Here is a 14,620-nt window from a genome sequence, read left to right as displayed (position 1 = left end):
CACCTCATGCGTTGCAAGTGCGATGCATGATGCGCCTGGAAGCTTATTCTGGCAAGTGGATCCGGATCACATCGCGGGCGACGACAAAGCCTTGATGCGGTCCACGATCAGCCGGTTCAGAGCGCGGTAGTCGCCATCGAAATGGTGGCCGCCGGGGCGTGAATGGATGAGTGTGCCGGGGATGTCCTCGACAGCAGGACAGGCCGTGTCTTCCTCCTCCGTGCCATAGATGCACTGGATCTTGTGCGGCTCGATCTCGGCGATGTCATCGACCGGATCGCCCTGCTTGGCGGCCCCTGCCCAGCCGAGCCAGCCGGTGACGGCGATCTCGAAATCCGCCTGATGCGAGAGGGCCAGAAGCGAGAGCAACGATACGACCTGTCTGTCTGCTTCGGGCAGCAGTCGATAGGTGGCCGGCAGGATGTTGGCGCCGAAGGAATAGCCGATCAGGACGATGTTTTTGACGTTCCAGCGCTGGCGGTAGGTGGTGATGATGCGGGAGAGATCGGTGGCCGTCTCCTGCGGTGATTTCTCGGTCCAGAAATAGCGCAGCGCATCGACGCCGACGACCGGGATGCCGTCTTCAACGAGATAGGCGGCGAGCTTCTGGTCGATATCGCGCCAGCCGCCGTCGCCGGAATAGATGATCGCCAGCGTATCGTGGAGCGGCACGGCCGAGGTCGGAACGATCGGCAGGCCGAGCGGCGACGATGACTGGCGAAGGCGGGCAAGCGTTGTGGAAACGGTTTGCAGCTGCAGGGTTTCCGCAGTTTCGTCCCAGGCGGTGATCTCGATTGCCGGATGAGTCTGCTTCAGTGCATCCGCGTGGGCTTCACCTGCCGGATCTGCCTGCGGCGTCAAAAGGATGCGCACCGGCTCGGGAAGCGGGCCCGGCGTGAGGCCGTATGCGACGCCGCCCTCGACCACCGTCTTTGGGGCCGGGGTGCAGAGGATCTTTTCGACGGGAATGGAGGCCTGCGGATCGATGGCGATGGTTTCCGCGATGGTCGAGGCGGGCGTCTGGGCGGCGATCGCGAGCGCCAGGGCTCCCCCGCCGCCGATGCCGGCGATGACCGGCGGCAGGTAGGCGGCGATCTCCTGCTCGCGGTGGATCTGGCGGCTCAGTTCCTCGATATCGGAGACGAGATAGAGGCAGGTCCGGTCCTCTTCGCGACCAAGCGCCTCGTAGTAATCGGGAAGATCGATGCCGACGACCACGGCGCCGCCGGCAGTCAGTGCATCGGAGACCGTCTGTTCGCGGTCCGACCAGCCTTCGGTGCCGGACAGGAGGAGAACGATGCCGGATGCCTTTGTGTCGGGATAGGCGATGCGGTCGGTCGGCAGGCTTCGAATGCCGGGACCGGCCCACCACTCGAATGCATTCACCGCGGCGGCGACCACGGTGATGCCGGCAACGATTGCTGGCAGAAGCTTCATCGGCGAAGGATGCCTCTCAGGCCGCCGGCAATCAGCTTGGTCACGTCGAACAGGGCAACGAGCGGCATGCCGCGGCCGGAAACGGCGAGATAGCGCGGTTGCCATTCCGGATCGAATTTCGACTTGAAAGCATGAACGCCGCGGAAATTATAAAAGCGCTCGCCGTTTTCGAAAATGCGGTTGCCGATATGGTTCCAGAGCGGCGCGCGGCGGTGGGTGGCAAGGCCTGACAGCGGCGCCATGCCGAGGTTAAGCGTGCGATACCCTTCCGCCTTGAAATGCTCCATGATGCGCACGAAGAGCAGATCCATCATGCCGCGATGGGTGTTGGGCACATGCCGCATGAGATCGATAAAGGCATCGCCGTTCGAACTCGTCGCATGGATATTGGCAAAAGCGACGATGCGGCCTTCGAGACGGATAACGGCGACGGGTCCGGCGGCCACATAGGCCGGCTGGAAGGTGCCGAGCGAAAAGCCCTTTTCGGCGGCGTTATGGGCGGCAAGCCAGGCGCGGGAAACGCCAATAAGCTCGTCCATCACGCCGGGCACCGCTTCGGCCGGCAGCAACGAGAATTCCAACCCGTCGCGTTCGGCACGGTTGATCGACCGGCGCAGTTTCAGCCAGGCGCCGCCTTTCAGGTCGAAATCGGTGAGATGGACCACCGCCTGTTCGCCGAGCTTGTAGGGTTTCAGACCCGCCTCGACTGCGCAGGGCAGAAACTCGGGCGAGACCTGGTAGAAGACGGCGCGGCAGCCATCGCGGCGCGCGGCGTTCATGAACTTGACGATCAGGCCCGGCCAGGCCTTGCGGCAGCCGACCGGATCAAACAACGCCGCCCAGGACCGGCCCGAGCGGGCATACATGACGAAGGCATTGCCGCAATCGGAAAACAGCACCTTCTTGTCGCCGAGCCGCACGAGGCCGGCGCTGGCATTGGGCTGGAGCGCCAGGAGATCGAGCGCTCTCTGCAGGTCTTCGCCGGATGGAACACGGGAGACGGGCCGCGGAATGCGCAGGTGCCGGCTGGCGGCGAGCGTGCCGACAAAAGCAACGGTAACGAAACCGGCCGAGACGCGGGTCGTGACATCGCCGACAATGAGATGCCAGGCCACGAGGAGAAGGTTCTCCTCCAGAAACACGTAGAGCGACAGCGCCACGGTGAAGGCGATCAGCGCGAAATAGAAGGCAAGGCCGCGATTGCCGAGAATGTCCGCCAAGCGCTCGGCAAGAAATCTGCCGATCTGACCCGCAGCGGAGACCGCTCCACCCTCCGCAACGGCGGGGGCCATCGTTTCATGCGCAATATCTGCCATAGGGGACCTGTCGGACTGTCGAACTGCGAGCTTCATAGCGCGTTTTGATTTACCGAAGCTTACGCGCGCAGGCTGCATATCAGCATCCGATGCCGCCGAAATTGATGGGGATCAATTTAAAGTTGGAAAAGCTGGCACCTAAGCGGTGCCAGCCCCTGTCATCGGCCGAATATCTTCCAGCGGGTCGGACGGAACCGTGCTTCGGAGCCGAGCTCGATCGGTGCGTGCAGCGGCACCTCGATCTCCACATGGAAGGGCTCGTGGCCGTTACTTCCCCCGGGGTTGGAGATATCGATCTCGGCAATGCGGGTGCCGGCAAGGCGGCGCGAAGCGGTGACCTTGCCGAACAGCGCGTCCCGCTCCTGCGTCAGCTCCACATCTTCGGGACGGAAGTAGAGGTCGCCGGAACTGTTTACCTCTCCGGAAACCCCGATCGGCTCGCCCTGAAACAGCACCGTGCCGTCCTTCACTTCGACCGGCAGATGCGAGGATTCGCCGATGAAGGAGAACACGAAGGGCGACCCCGGCCGGTCATAGACGTCGTCGGCCGAGCCGACCTGTTCGATCTTGCCCTGGCTCATGACGACGACGCGGTCGGCCAGCTCCAGCGCCTCTTCCTGGTCGTGGGTAACGAAGACGGTGGTGTGGCCGGTGCGATCGTGAAACTCGCGCAACCAGCGGCGCAGCTCCTTGCGGACCTTGGCATCGAGCGCGCCGAAAGGTTCGTCGAGCAGCAGGATGCGCGGCTCGATCGCCATGGCGCGGGCCAGTGCCACACGCTGGCGCTGGCCGCCGGAAAGCTGGTTCGGGTAGCGCTTTTCAAGGCCCGACAGCTGGACCATATCGAGCAGGTCGGAGACGCGCTTGCGGATCTCGGCCTTCGACGGGCGGCTGGCGGAGGGGCGGACCTTCAGGCCGAAGCCGATGTTTTCCGCCACCGTCATATGCCGGAACAGCGCGTAATGCTGGAATACGAAACCGACATTGCGATCCTGCACGGAATGATGCGAGGCATCTTCGGCGCCGAAGAAGATCTGGCCGTCGGTTGGAAAATCCAGCCCGGCAATCAGCCGCAGCAGCGTCGTCTTGCCGGAACCGGACGGACCAAGCAGCGCGATCAGTTCGCCGGACGCGATTTTCAGCGACACGTCGTTCAGCGCAGCGAAGCGGTCGAATTCCTTGCGGATATTGTTGATGCTAACTTCCATAGAGCGGGAGCCTTTTAATGTCTGCCGCCGGCTGAGCCGGCACCGAACCGAAGTTCGAGAAGGGTTTTGAGAGCGAGCGTGACGAGCGCCAGAAGTGCCAGCAGCGAGGCCACCGCGAAGGCTGCAACCATGTTGTACTCATTATAGAGTATCTCCACATGCAGCGGCATCGTGTTGGTGAGCCCGCGGATGCGGCCGGATACGACCGAGACGGCACCGAATTCGCCCATGGCGCGGGCATTGCAGAGAAGCACGCCGTAAAGCAGGCCCCACTTTATATTGGGCAGCGTCACATACCAGAAGGTCTGCCAGCCGGTTGCGCCGAGCGACAGGGCCGCCTCCTCGTCGCCGGTGCCCTGGTCCTGCATCAGCGGGATCAGTTCGCGGGCGATGAAGGGAAAGGTGACGAACACGGTGGCAAGCACGATGCCGGGCACGGCAAACAGGATCTCGATGCCATAGCTTTTCAGCCAGGGTCCAAGTACGCTTGCACTGCCGAACAGCAGCACATAGACGAGACCGGATATGACCGGCGAGATCGAGAACGGCAGGTCGATCAGGGTGATCAGGAAGGCCTTGCCCTTGAATTCGAACTTGGCGATGGCCCATGCCGCCGCAAGCCCGAAGACGAGGTTGAGCGGCACGGCGATGGCGGCGACCGTGAGCGTCAACCCGATCGCGGCCCAGGCATCGGGTTCGACCAGCGCTTCCTCATAAGCACCCCAGCCATCGCGAAACGCTTCGACGAAGACCGAGACGAGCGGCAGGAACAGGAAGAAGCCGAGGAAGACGAGCGACACCCCGACGAGGACCAGCTTGGTGGTGAGGCTTTCATCGGCGGGGCTGCGGAAACGTGTGATGCGGGTGGACTTAGACATGAGACAAGACCCTCTCTGCCCTGCCGGGCGACCGGGGTCGAGCCACGGGTCTCGCCCCGTCCTTCGGACCGCCCACGGGGAGGGAGAACCGACGTGGCAAGCGCTGCGTTCCTGCATCTGAGGGTGAGGCTGGGTTCAGCCCTCCCCCTTGTGGGGAGGGTTGGAAGGGGTTCTTCTTCAAGGCAGCTCTGAAAACATCACACATAACCATACCTCCTGCGGCTCCAGGCCTGGATGAGGTTGATGACCAGCAGCATGGCAAACGAGATCAGCAGCATGATCGTGGCGATTGCGGTGGCGCCGGCGTAGTTGAACTCTTCCAGCCGGATGACGATCAGGAGCGGCGCGATTTCCGAGACGTATGGAATGTTGCCGGCGATAAAGATGACCGAGCCGTATTCGCCCACGCCGCGGGCGAAGGCGAGTGCGAAGCCGGTGAGGATGGCGGGTGCCAAGCCCGGCAGCAGAACCTGGAATATGGTCTGGAACCGGTTGGCGCCGAGCGTTGCTGCCGCCTCCTCCACTTCGCGATCGATCTCTTCCATGATCGGCTGCACGGTGCGCACGACGAAGGGAAGACCGATGAAGATCAGCGCGATGACGATGCCGTAAGGCGTGAAGGCGATGCGGAACGGCATGAACAGCGAACCGATCCAGCCATTCGGCGCATAGAGCGAGGCGAATGCGATGCCGGCGACCGCCGTCGGAAGTGCGAACGGCAGGTCCACCATCGCATCGATCAACCGGCGACCGGGAAACCGGTAGCGGGTCAGCACCCACGCAAGCAGCGTGCCGAACACGACATTGATGAGCGCGGCCGCAAAGGCCGTGCCGAAGGACACGGTGAGAGCCCGGATCGTTCTTTGATCCGAGAGGACGGCGAAGAAGCCTGACCAGCCGAGCTCGGCGGTGCGCCAGAGCAGGCCTGCGATCGGAATGAGGATGATAAGCGACAGGTAGGCGAGCGAAAAGCCGAGCGTCAACCCGAAACCCGGGATGATGCTCGGCTGTTTTACCCGCCACCGTGCCGACGTGGCAGCGGTGGATGAGGTCATTCTGGTTCCGACTTATTTGCCCGGCTTGTAGATCTGGTCGAAGATGCCGCCATCGCCGAAGTGTTCCGGCTGCGCCTTTTTCCAACCGCCGAAGATCGGGTCGTCGATGGTGACGAGCTTGATATCCGGCAGCTGTTTCAGCAATTCAGGCTTTACCACATCGCGCCTGGACGGACGATAGAAGTGCTTGGCCGCGATGTTCTGGCCTTCATCGGAATAGAGATACTGAAGATAGGCTTCGGCGACCTTGCGGGTGCCCTTTTCATCGACCGTCGCATCCACTACCGCAACCGGCGGCTCTGCGAGGATCGAGATCGGTGGTACGACGATGTCGAATGCGTCCTTGCCGAATTCCTCGCCGGCGAGATAGGCCTCGTTTTCCCAGGCAAGCAGCACGTCGCCGATCTGGCGCTGCGCAAAGGTCACCGTGGAGCCGCGGGCGCCGGTATCGAGGACGGGAGCCCGTTTGTAGAGATCGGCGATATAGGCCTTGATCTTGTCCTGGTCGCCCTTGAATTCTTCATTGGCCCAAGCCCAGGCCGCCAGATAGTTCCAGCGGGCGCCGCCTGACGTCTTCGGGTTCGGAGTGACGATCGAAACGTCGCCCTTGACCAGATCGCCCCAGTTCTTGATGCCCTTCGGATTGCCCTTGCGCACCAAAAAGACGATCGTCGACGTGTAGGGCGAGGAATTGTTCGGCAGGCGCGAACGCCAGTTTTCCTTGATCTTGCCGGCCTTCTGGATGGCGTTGATATCGCTTTCCAGCGCCAGCGTCACGACATCGGCCCCAAGACCATCGATGACGGAGCGGGCCTGCGCGCCGGAACCACCATGCGACTGGCGAATGGCGACATCATCGCCACCTTCTGCCTTCCAGTGCTTGGCAAAGGCGGCGTTGAAATCCTTGTAGAGCTCGCGCGTCGGGTCATAGGACACGTTGAGGAGCTGGGTGGCTGAAAAAGCCGGTGCCACGCTGCCGGCGGCCAGCGTCACGCCGAGCGCCAGTGCCAGAAGCCGCTTCGATATCCCATCGGTAAAATTCAGCATGAATGCCTCCCCTGTGATCTGCCCCAAACTCTACCGAGCCGGTCGTCTTAGTCAATCGACGGCGAAACCAAGGCAAAACTGTTTCCCTTTGGTGGGCTGCGGCGAGAAGGGCGCGTTCCCGCGAGGCCGAGAGGCGAAACGGCAGCGTTGGGAAAAGCGGATGAAGGGGTAAGGCAATCCGGGAGGTTTGTCGGATTTGGCGCGTGAGAGGTAAGGCAATATTCGTTTGATTACGTCCTGAGAGCAGGAGATGATGGCTTGTCAGATGTTCGCAAAGGCCGATGCCCGGTTTGACGCGTGGCTGCAGGGAGGAATCCGATGAGCGTTGACTGGCGAGACCTGCGCGGTGAGCTTCCGGATGACGTCCGCGCAAGGCTCGATGACAGACGTGACGAACGCCGGCTGGGTCGGGCTTCTTGCGGCGATGGGGAACTGGTTCTCAAATCGCCGGACGGAAAGACGCAAGGCGTGGATTTCGATCCCCTTGTCGACGTGAAGACCCCAGGCGAGCAGCAGGGCGAAAACTAGGCTCAGGCCGACAGCAGTTCGCGCACCTGTCCGGCGTTGGCAGCGTCAGTGTCCGCTGCGGCCACTTCGACCCCTGCTCCTTCCACCGCATCGGCGATGGTGGTGCTGAACAGCACGTCGCGGGTGGCATCGGCAACGCGGGCGAAGACGTGGCGGATTTCGCAGAGGTGTTCGCCGTCGCAATCATCGCATTTGCGGTAGGCGGTCTGGGAGAGGCAAGGCAGAGGCGCGATCGGCCCGTCGACCAGACGCAGCACTTCGCCGAAGGTGATGGCGTCGGCTGGCCGCAGGAGAAGATAGCCGCCCTGCTTGCCGCGGCGCGAGACGACGATCCCAGACCGTTTCAGATCAAGCAGGATCTGCTCCAGAAACTTCTTCGGGATGCTTTGCTGAACCGCGATCTCGGAAATCAGCATCGGTTCTTCACGATCCGCCTGCGCCAGGGCCGTCAGGGCTCTTAACGCATATTTCGCCTTCTGGGATATCATACCGCGACCACTAACAGCAGCACCGCCGCAAGCCCGAAATCGGTCTCACGTCGCCGCTTATTTTTCCTCTGGGCATCCACGATGAAGCCGCAACTGGCATTCAGGAGGAGCAGGCTGGCACGCGACAGTACCGCGATGCAAAACCTGGTCCCGGGATAGCGCAAATGGCGAGAAATTACAAACCAATGGCCGCATCGGCGGGCAAAAAAGGCTCACATTTGGTTAAGGCGTCGGGTTTTCTGTGTAGACGGAGCTTTGGAGAGATATTTGCTCCCGTAGTCTAAAGGTTGAAACGGCTTTTCCTGTCCTTCCGCGCCCTGCCCCACAATACTCTTGGCATTGCTTACGGAAGAAGACCGATGACCTTTCAGGACATGGCAAGGCTGGACCACCAGGCGCTTGCAGCAAATCTCGATACTCGCCTTGCAGGCCTCGACCTTGCCGGTCGTTTGTCGCTTGCATCCGAACTTGGCCGCGCCGTTTTCACCACGTCGCTCGGGATCGAGGATCAGGTGATTACCGCTGCGATCGGCACGCACCGTCTGCCGATCGAGGTATCGACGCTGGAGACCGGCAGACTGTTTCGCGAAACCGTCGATCTGATCGCCGAGACCGAAGCGCTCTACGATCTCGAGATCGTCAGGTTCTACCCGGCCAAGGACGACGTCGATGCCTTCGTCGCCACCTACGGCATCAATGGTTTCTACGACAGCGTCGAGGCCCGTCACGCCTGCTGTCGGGTAAGGAAACTGGTGCCGCTCGCGCAAGCGCTGTCCGGCGCCGAGATCTGGATCACCGGGCTTCGTCGCGGACAGTCCGGCAACCGGGCGACGACGCCGTTTGCCGAATTCGACGCCGAGCGCAACCTGATCAAGATCAACCCGCTGGCGGACTGGGACATCGACCGCATCAACGCGCATGTCGCGGCCGAGCATATCCCGATCAATCCGCTGCACGCCCGCGGCTATCCGTCGATCGGCTGCGAGCCCTGTACCCGCGCCATCAAGCCGGGCGAGCCCGAACGGGCCGGCCGCTGGTGGTGGGAAAACGACGAGAAGCGCGAATGCGGTCTGCATGTCTCTGAAAGTCACGCGTCGGACGCGCAGGCCTCCGAAGACCCCGCGGCCCGCTCCTCCACCATTCAAGGGGCAAGCGCCATCGGATGATCCGTCCGGATCGCAGCGCCTGCCGCCCTTGCCATCTATGTTGTATTTTTAAGAATACCGGAGACTGAAATGCCCCTGTCAGTACAGGAAACGGAAATCAAGAACCCGCCCGTTTCCCGCCCGCCGCTCGATCCTCATCTCAAGGCACTCGAAAACGAAGCGATCCACATCTTCCGGGAGGTGGCGGCCGAATTCGAAAACCCGGTCATGCTCTATTCGATCGGCAAGGATTCCTCCGTTCTGCTGCATCTCGCCCGCAAGGCCTTCTTCCCGGGTCGCGTGCCCTTCCCGCTTCTGCATGTGGACACGACGTGGAAGTTCAAGGAAATGATCGCGTTCCGCGACAAGGTCGCAGAGGACTACGATCTCGACCTCGTGGTGCACAGCAATGCCCGTGGCAGGGAAGAAAACATCACGCCGTTCACCCATGGTTCGTCCTTCTATACCGACGTGATGAAGACCGAAGCGCTGAGGCAGGCGCTGGATGCCGGCGGTTACGACGCGGCCTTTGGCGGTGCGCGACGCGACGAGGAAGCAAGCCGGGCCAAGGAGCGGATCTATTCGTTCCGCACGCCTGACCATAAGTGGGATCCGCGCAACCAGCGGCCGGAACTGTGGAACGTCTATAACGGCATGATCCGCAAGGGCGAAAGCGTGCGCGCCTTCCCGCTGTCGAACTGGACCGAAGTGGATATCTGGCGCTACATCCAGGCGGAAAACATTCCGCTGGTGCCGCTCTACTACGCCGCCGAGCGCCCCTATGTGGAGCGCGACGGAATGATGATTCTTGCCGAAGACGAGCGGCTGGAACTGCTTCCCGGCGAAGAGATCAAGCATGGCTCGATCCGGTTTCGCACGCTCGGCTGCTTCCCGCTGACCGGCGCGATCCGCTCGACGGCGTCGAACCTCGAAGAAGTCATCGCCGAACTGGAAATCGCCACCGTTTCCGAACGCCAGGGCCGCGCCATCGACCGCGACCAGTCGGGTTCGATGGAAAAGAAGAAGCGTGAAGGATATTTCTGAGATGAGCGTGACAGCAACATCCACCGCCGCTTCGGCCACTATTCTGCCCTTCGCGGAATCCGCTGCCAAGATCACCCGTGACGTGCGGCCGCTGCGGCTGATCACCTGCGGCTCCGTCGATGACGGCAAGTCCACCCTGATCGGCCGGCTTCTCTGGGATACCAAGGCCGTCAAGGAAGACCAAGCGGTGACGCTTGCCCGCGATAGCGGCGGCCAGAACGATCTCGGCCTGCCGGATTTCGCGCTGCTTCTCGATGGTCTCCAGGCGGAGCGCGAACAGGGCATCACGATCGACGTCGCCTATCGCTATTTCTCGACCGAGAAGCGTTCGTTCATCGTGGCCGACACGCCCGGCCACGAGCAGTATACCCGCAACATGGCGACCGGCGCCTCGACGGCCGATCTCGCCATCCTGCTTGCCGATGCCCGCGTCGGGCTTCTGGAACAGACCCGCCGGCATGCGACGATCGCATCCTTGATGGGCATCCGGCAGTTCGTTCTGGCGGTCAACAAGTTCGACCTCGTGAATTACGACCGCGAGATCTTCGACCGCATCAGCCATGAATTCCGCGAATTCGCGCTGTCGCTCGGCGTTCGCCAGATCACCGCGATCCCGATGTCGGCGCTGAAGGGCGAAAACGTCGTCTATCCCGCAACGTCCACGATGCCGTGGTATGAAGGCCCGACGCTGGTCGAGGCTTTGGAACTGGCGACGACCCGCTCCACGCAAACCGGTGGCTTCCGCCTTCCCGTCCAGCGCGTCTCGCGTCCCGGCGAAAGCTTTCGCGGCTATCAGGGCACGGTTGCGGGCGGCTCGATCAAGCCGGGCGACAGCGTCGTCATCCTGCCGTCGGGCACGATTGCCAACGTCAAGCAGATCGTCACCTTCGACCTCGTGCGCAACGCAGCCGTTGCCGGCGACGCGATCACGCTGGTGCTCGATCGACAGGTGGACGTCGCCCGCGGCGACGTGATCGCCTCGCTCGATGGCCAGCCGATGAGCGGGGTCAGCTTCGAGGGGCAGATGGTGGCGTTGCAGCCTGGCGGCATCGAGCCCGGCAAGCGCTACTGGCTGAAAAGCGGTTCGCGCCGCCAGCGCGTGGCGGTGGAGCCGATCTCGCAGCTCGACCTGCAGTCGGGCAGTTGGGCTCCGCATGCGTCCGGCCTAGACATGAACGCGATCGGCAAGGTGCGCCTGTCTTTCGAAGAGCAGGCGGTGTTCGACACCTATGAGCAGAACCGCTCGACCGGCGCCTTCATCCTGATCGACCCGGATACGCTGAATACGGTTGCCGGCGGCATGATCACGGCCAAGCGCGGCGAACTCGGCGGCATTCGCCGTGGCGAGCCAGTGCAGGGCGACCGCGTGATTCTCTCCCTGCCGGCCGATCTTGCCGAGCTGCTGATGGCAACCGACGCGTTTGCCGCCCGCCGCGACGACGTGGAGATCCGCAGGGTGAGCGGCGCGGAAGCTGCCCAAATCCTGACATCGGGCGACAAAGACCGTTGATTTAAAACAGGAATTTTCAAACACTGATGGGCCGGGGTGCAGAACCCGGCCCTTAGCCATCCCGGCAGGTTTGCCACACTTGGCGGCGAACCAATCGCCTAATCAAGCAGCATCGTGCACGAGACGTTTGCACAAGCGGCGGATCCACCTATATCATGCCTCCCTTCACCCTTCCGGGAGGCGCGCTGTGCAATCCAGCCTCGGGAACTGAGATCCGTTGCCGATGGAAAAACATCTACTTCGTTATATCTGGAATCATACGCGACCGCAGCAGTTATGGGTTCTCGCGATCGTTCTGATTTCGATGATTCCGTACTTCCTTGCGTTCGACCTTCCCAAGCAGATCATCAACGGGCCGATCCAGGGTGAAGGGTTCGAGATGGCGGCCGCAACCCGGCCCTTCCTCGCATTCCAGTTCACCATTCCTTTGACGCAGTGGTCCTTCGGTTTCGAAGGCTTCGAGCTCAACCGGCTGGCGACGCTGATGGCGCTTTCGGGCGTGTTCCTGCTGCTCGTCATCGTCAACGGGTTGTTCAAGTTCTACATCAACACCTACAAGGGACGGCTGGGCGAACGGCTGCTACGCCGTATCCGCTACGAGCTGGTGGACCGTCTTCTGCGCTTCCCGCCAAGCACGATGCGGCAGATCCGCGGTGCGGAAGTCTCCAGCATGGTCAAGGACGAGGTGGAGCCTTTCGGCGGCTTTACCGGTGACGCTTTTGTGCAGCCGGCCATGCTGGGTGGACAGGCGATCGCCGCCCTCACCTTCATTCTCTTGCAGAACCTGTGGCTGGGGCTGATCGCAGCCTTCATGGTGGCGATCCAGGTCGGCATCATTCCAAAGATGCGCCGTCGCCTGATCGATCTTGGCCGTCAGCGGCAGATCACCGCCCGGCATCTGGCGGGCAAGGTGGGCGAGATTGTCGAGGGCATGGATACGATCCACAGCTACGACACCAGCAATTACGAGCGTGCCGATATTTCCGACCGGCTGGGGCAGATCTTCCAGATCCGCTACGACCTCTATCGGTGGAAATTCATCGTCAAGTTCGTCAACAATTTCCTGTCGCAGCTGACGCCGTTTCTCTTCTATTCGATCGGCGGCTATTTTGCCTTGCGGGGCACGCTCGACGTCGGCCAGCTGGTGGCCGTCATCAACGCCTACAAGGACCTGCCGGGCCCTCTCAAAGAACTGATCGACTGGGACCAAGCACGCCAAGACGTTCAGGTGAAATACGAACAGGTGCGCGAACAGTTCGAGCCGGGCGTGCTGATCGCGCCGACGCTGCATGCGCTCGCCCACGATGTGCCGGACCATACGCCGTCTCCGCTTGCCGCTCTGAACCTCACCATCGTCGATGGCAGCGGCGCTCATATCGCCGAAAACGTGACGCTCAAGATCGAGCCCGGCGAGCTGGTGGCGATGATCGACAATGCCGGCATCGGCGCCGAAGCGACGGCGGAAGCGTTCGGCCGCATTACCTGGCCGGCCTCGGGCCGCGTGATGCTGGGCGAGGTCGACCTTCTGGAACTGCCGGAAGCGGTGACCGGGCGTCAGGTCTCCTATGCGTCGGCCGACAGCTACTTTTTCCACGGGACGCTCAAGGACAATCTTCTCTACGGGCTCAAGCACGCGCCCGCCGTGCAGGAGAAGTCCGCAGACGAGCCCAAACACAAGAAGCTTCGGCGGCGCTGGAAGATGAGCGAAGCCGAACGCGCCGGAAACACGACGCACGATCCGTCCGTCGACTGGATCGATCGTCGATCCACCTCCGTATCGGAAGGCGGCGACGACGATGTCAAGCAGTCGGTCTTGAGGGCCCTTGATGCGGTGCAGCTGACAGCCGACGTGATGGAACTGGCCTTGCATTCCTATCTCGACCCGGCCGAACACGAGGAACTGACCGGTCGTGTCGTCGAGATGCGGTTTGCCCTGCGCGAGGAACTCGCCAGTCAGGGGCTTGGCAATCTCGTCTCCTATTTCGATTTCAGCGCCTACAACACCGAAGCGACGGTGCGCGAAAACCTGCTGTTTGCGGCGACGCGCCAGTCGGCGGAACTGGATATGGAACTGGCCGAGGGAGAGTATGTCTTCGAAGTGTTGAAGACGGCCAATCTGTTCGACCTGTTCTACGACATGGGACTTTCGATCGCAGAAAACCTGTCGGAAATCTTCCAGGGCCTGCCGCCGGAACATCCGCTGTTCCAGCAGCTCGAGCATATCACCACCGACGATATCGCGTTCTACGAGCAGCTTTTGAAGCGCAAGCGCAGCCGCCGGGACTTCAAGCCCAGCGAGGACGACCGGCGCGCGGTGGTCAAGCTCAGCCTTTACTATATCGAGCCACGCTACCGCTTCGGCGTCCTGACCGCCGAGATCATGAACCAGATCGTTGCCACACGCGATATCTTCTATGCCAACCTGCCGGCATCGCTGCGCAGCCGCATCGAGCGCTACGATCCGCACAAATACATGGGCTCGGCGACGCTTCGCGAAAACATCCTGTTCGGCAAGCTGTCGCAACGCAACGCCGACGCGCCGACCAAGATCCGCAACGTGGCGGGCAAGCTGCTGCGCGAAATGGGTCTCTATGAGAGCTTTATCGGCATCGGGCTGGACTACGACATGGGCGCCAGCGGCCGGCGACTGACACTGGTCCAGCGCCACAAGCTGAGCCTTGCCCGTGCCCTGGTGCGGCGCTCCAATTATTACATCTTCAACAAGCCCCTTCCGGGCCTCGATCGGAGGGCTCAGGAAGAAATTGTTAAGAATGTGCTTCACTTCCTCGCTCAGCAGGACAATAATCCTTCTGTGGCGTGGGTTTTGTCGAATACTGCCCTGTCACGATTGTTTCATCGTGTTATCGTATTCGACAAGGGATCCGTGGCCGAAGACGACTCTTTTGAGGCTCTGGATACAAAGAGTGGTATTTTTAAATCGTTGGTGGCATAATATCGCAGCCG

The 14,620-nt window shown here is 61.8% G+C and carries 11 protein-coding genes and 1 pseudogene; 5 read left to right on the top strand and 7 right to left on the bottom strand.

What is annotated here, in order from left to right:
* Nucleotides 1-66: 66 nt before the first annotated feature.
* From ACQY1K_RS04305 to ACQY1K_RS04280, 6 genes and pseudogenes are all read right to left on the bottom strand, one after another.
* Entirely contained in the window at nucleotides 67-1,437 is a 1,371-nt protein-coding gene (locus ACQY1K_RS04305; protein ID WP_430258391.1) for a virulence factor family protein, read from the bottom strand.
* Complete coding sequence (locus ACQY1K_RS04300) at nucleotides 1,434-2,753, bottom strand: phosphatidylglycerol lysyltransferase domain-containing protein (protein ID WP_430258390.1); 1,320 nt, start codon at nucleotides 2,751-2,753, stop codon at nucleotides 1,434-1,436. The genes ACQY1K_RS04305 and ACQY1K_RS04300 overlap by 4 nt, the downstream gene beginning before the upstream one ends.
* 158 nt (nucleotides 2,754-2,911) lie before the next feature.
* Entirely contained in the window at nucleotides 2,912-3,961 is a 1,050-nt protein-coding gene (locus ACQY1K_RS04295) for a sulfate/molybdate ABC transporter ATP-binding protein (RefSeq protein ID WP_430258389.1), read from the bottom strand.
* Nucleotides 3,962-3,975: 14 nt separating this feature from the next.
* A pseudogene (gene cysW, locus ACQY1K_RS04290) lies at nucleotides 3,976-4,773 on the bottom strand (sulfate ABC transporter permease subunit CysW); the annotation flags it as partial.
* Between the two features lie 263 nt (nucleotides 4,774-5,036).
* Nucleotides 5,037-5,894: a sulfate ABC transporter permease subunit CysT gene (gene cysT / locus ACQY1K_RS04285; protein ID WP_209900140.1), complete on the bottom strand. Its 858-nt coding sequence runs from the start codon at nucleotides 5,892-5,894 to the stop codon at nucleotides 5,037-5,039.
* Between the two features lie 12 nt (nucleotides 5,895-5,906).
* A complete protein-coding gene (locus ACQY1K_RS04280) occupies nucleotides 5,907-6,941 on the bottom strand; it encodes a sulfate ABC transporter substrate-binding protein (RefSeq protein ID WP_092661552.1) in 1,035 nt (344 codons plus the stop codon).
* 318 nt (nucleotides 6,942-7,259) lie between these two features.
* Between ACQY1K_RS04280 and ACQY1K_RS04275 the strand changes: the two genes are divergently transcribed.
* Complete coding sequence (locus ACQY1K_RS04275; protein ID WP_430258388.1) at nucleotides 7,260-7,469, top strand: hypothetical protein; 210 nt, start codon at nucleotides 7,260-7,262, stop codon at nucleotides 7,467-7,469.
* Between the two features lie 2 nt (nucleotides 7,470-7,471).
* Here ACQY1K_RS04275 and ACQY1K_RS04270 read toward each other — a convergent pair whose 3' ends face one another.
* Nucleotides 7,472-7,957 (bottom strand): RrF2 family transcriptional regulator, encoded by a 486-nt coding sequence (locus ACQY1K_RS04270; protein ID WP_430258387.1) that lies wholly within the window; start codon nucleotides 7,955-7,957, stop codon nucleotides 7,472-7,474.
* 374 nt (nucleotides 7,958-8,331) lie between these two features.
* Here ACQY1K_RS04270 and ACQY1K_RS04265 point away from each other — a divergent pair, with 374 nt between their 5' ends.
* From ACQY1K_RS04265 to ACQY1K_RS04250, 4 genes are all read left to right on the top strand, one after another.
* Nucleotides 8,332-9,123 (top strand): phosphoadenylyl-sulfate reductase, encoded by a 792-nt coding sequence (locus ACQY1K_RS04265; protein WP_430258907.1) that lies wholly within the window; start codon nucleotides 8,332-8,334, stop codon nucleotides 9,121-9,123.
* 69 nt (nucleotides 9,124-9,192) lie between these two features.
* Nucleotides 9,193-10,146, top strand: coding sequence for a sulfate adenylyltransferase subunit CysD (gene cysD, locus ACQY1K_RS04260; protein WP_113109652.1), 954 nt, complete (start codon nucleotides 9,193-9,195; stop codon nucleotides 10,144-10,146).
* Between the two features lies 1 nt (nucleotide 10,147).
* Nucleotides 10,148-11,656 carry a sulfate adenylyltransferase subunit CysN gene (gene cysN, locus ACQY1K_RS04255; RefSeq protein WP_430258386.1) on the top strand — a complete coding sequence of 503 codons (1,509 nt, stop codon included), beginning with the start codon at nucleotides 10,148-10,150 and terminating at the stop codon, nucleotides 11,654-11,656.
* A gap of 223 nt (nucleotides 11,657-11,879) precedes the next feature.
* Nucleotides 11,880-14,609, top strand: a complete 2,730-nt coding sequence (locus ACQY1K_RS04250) for an ABC transporter transmembrane domain-containing protein (protein ID WP_430258385.1) — start codon at nucleotides 11,880-11,882, stop codon at nucleotides 14,607-14,609.
* Nucleotides 14,610-14,620 lie beyond the last annotated feature (11 nt).

It is taken from the genome of Neorhizobium sp. IRS_2294 (assembly GCF_050500145.1).
GTDB lineage: Bacteria > Pseudomonadota > Alphaproteobacteria > Rhizobiales > Rhizobiaceae > Neorhizobium > Neorhizobium soli.
The sequence above is the reverse complement of the archived record's forward strand: the minus strand, read 5'-3'. Positions and strand labels throughout refer to the sequence as shown.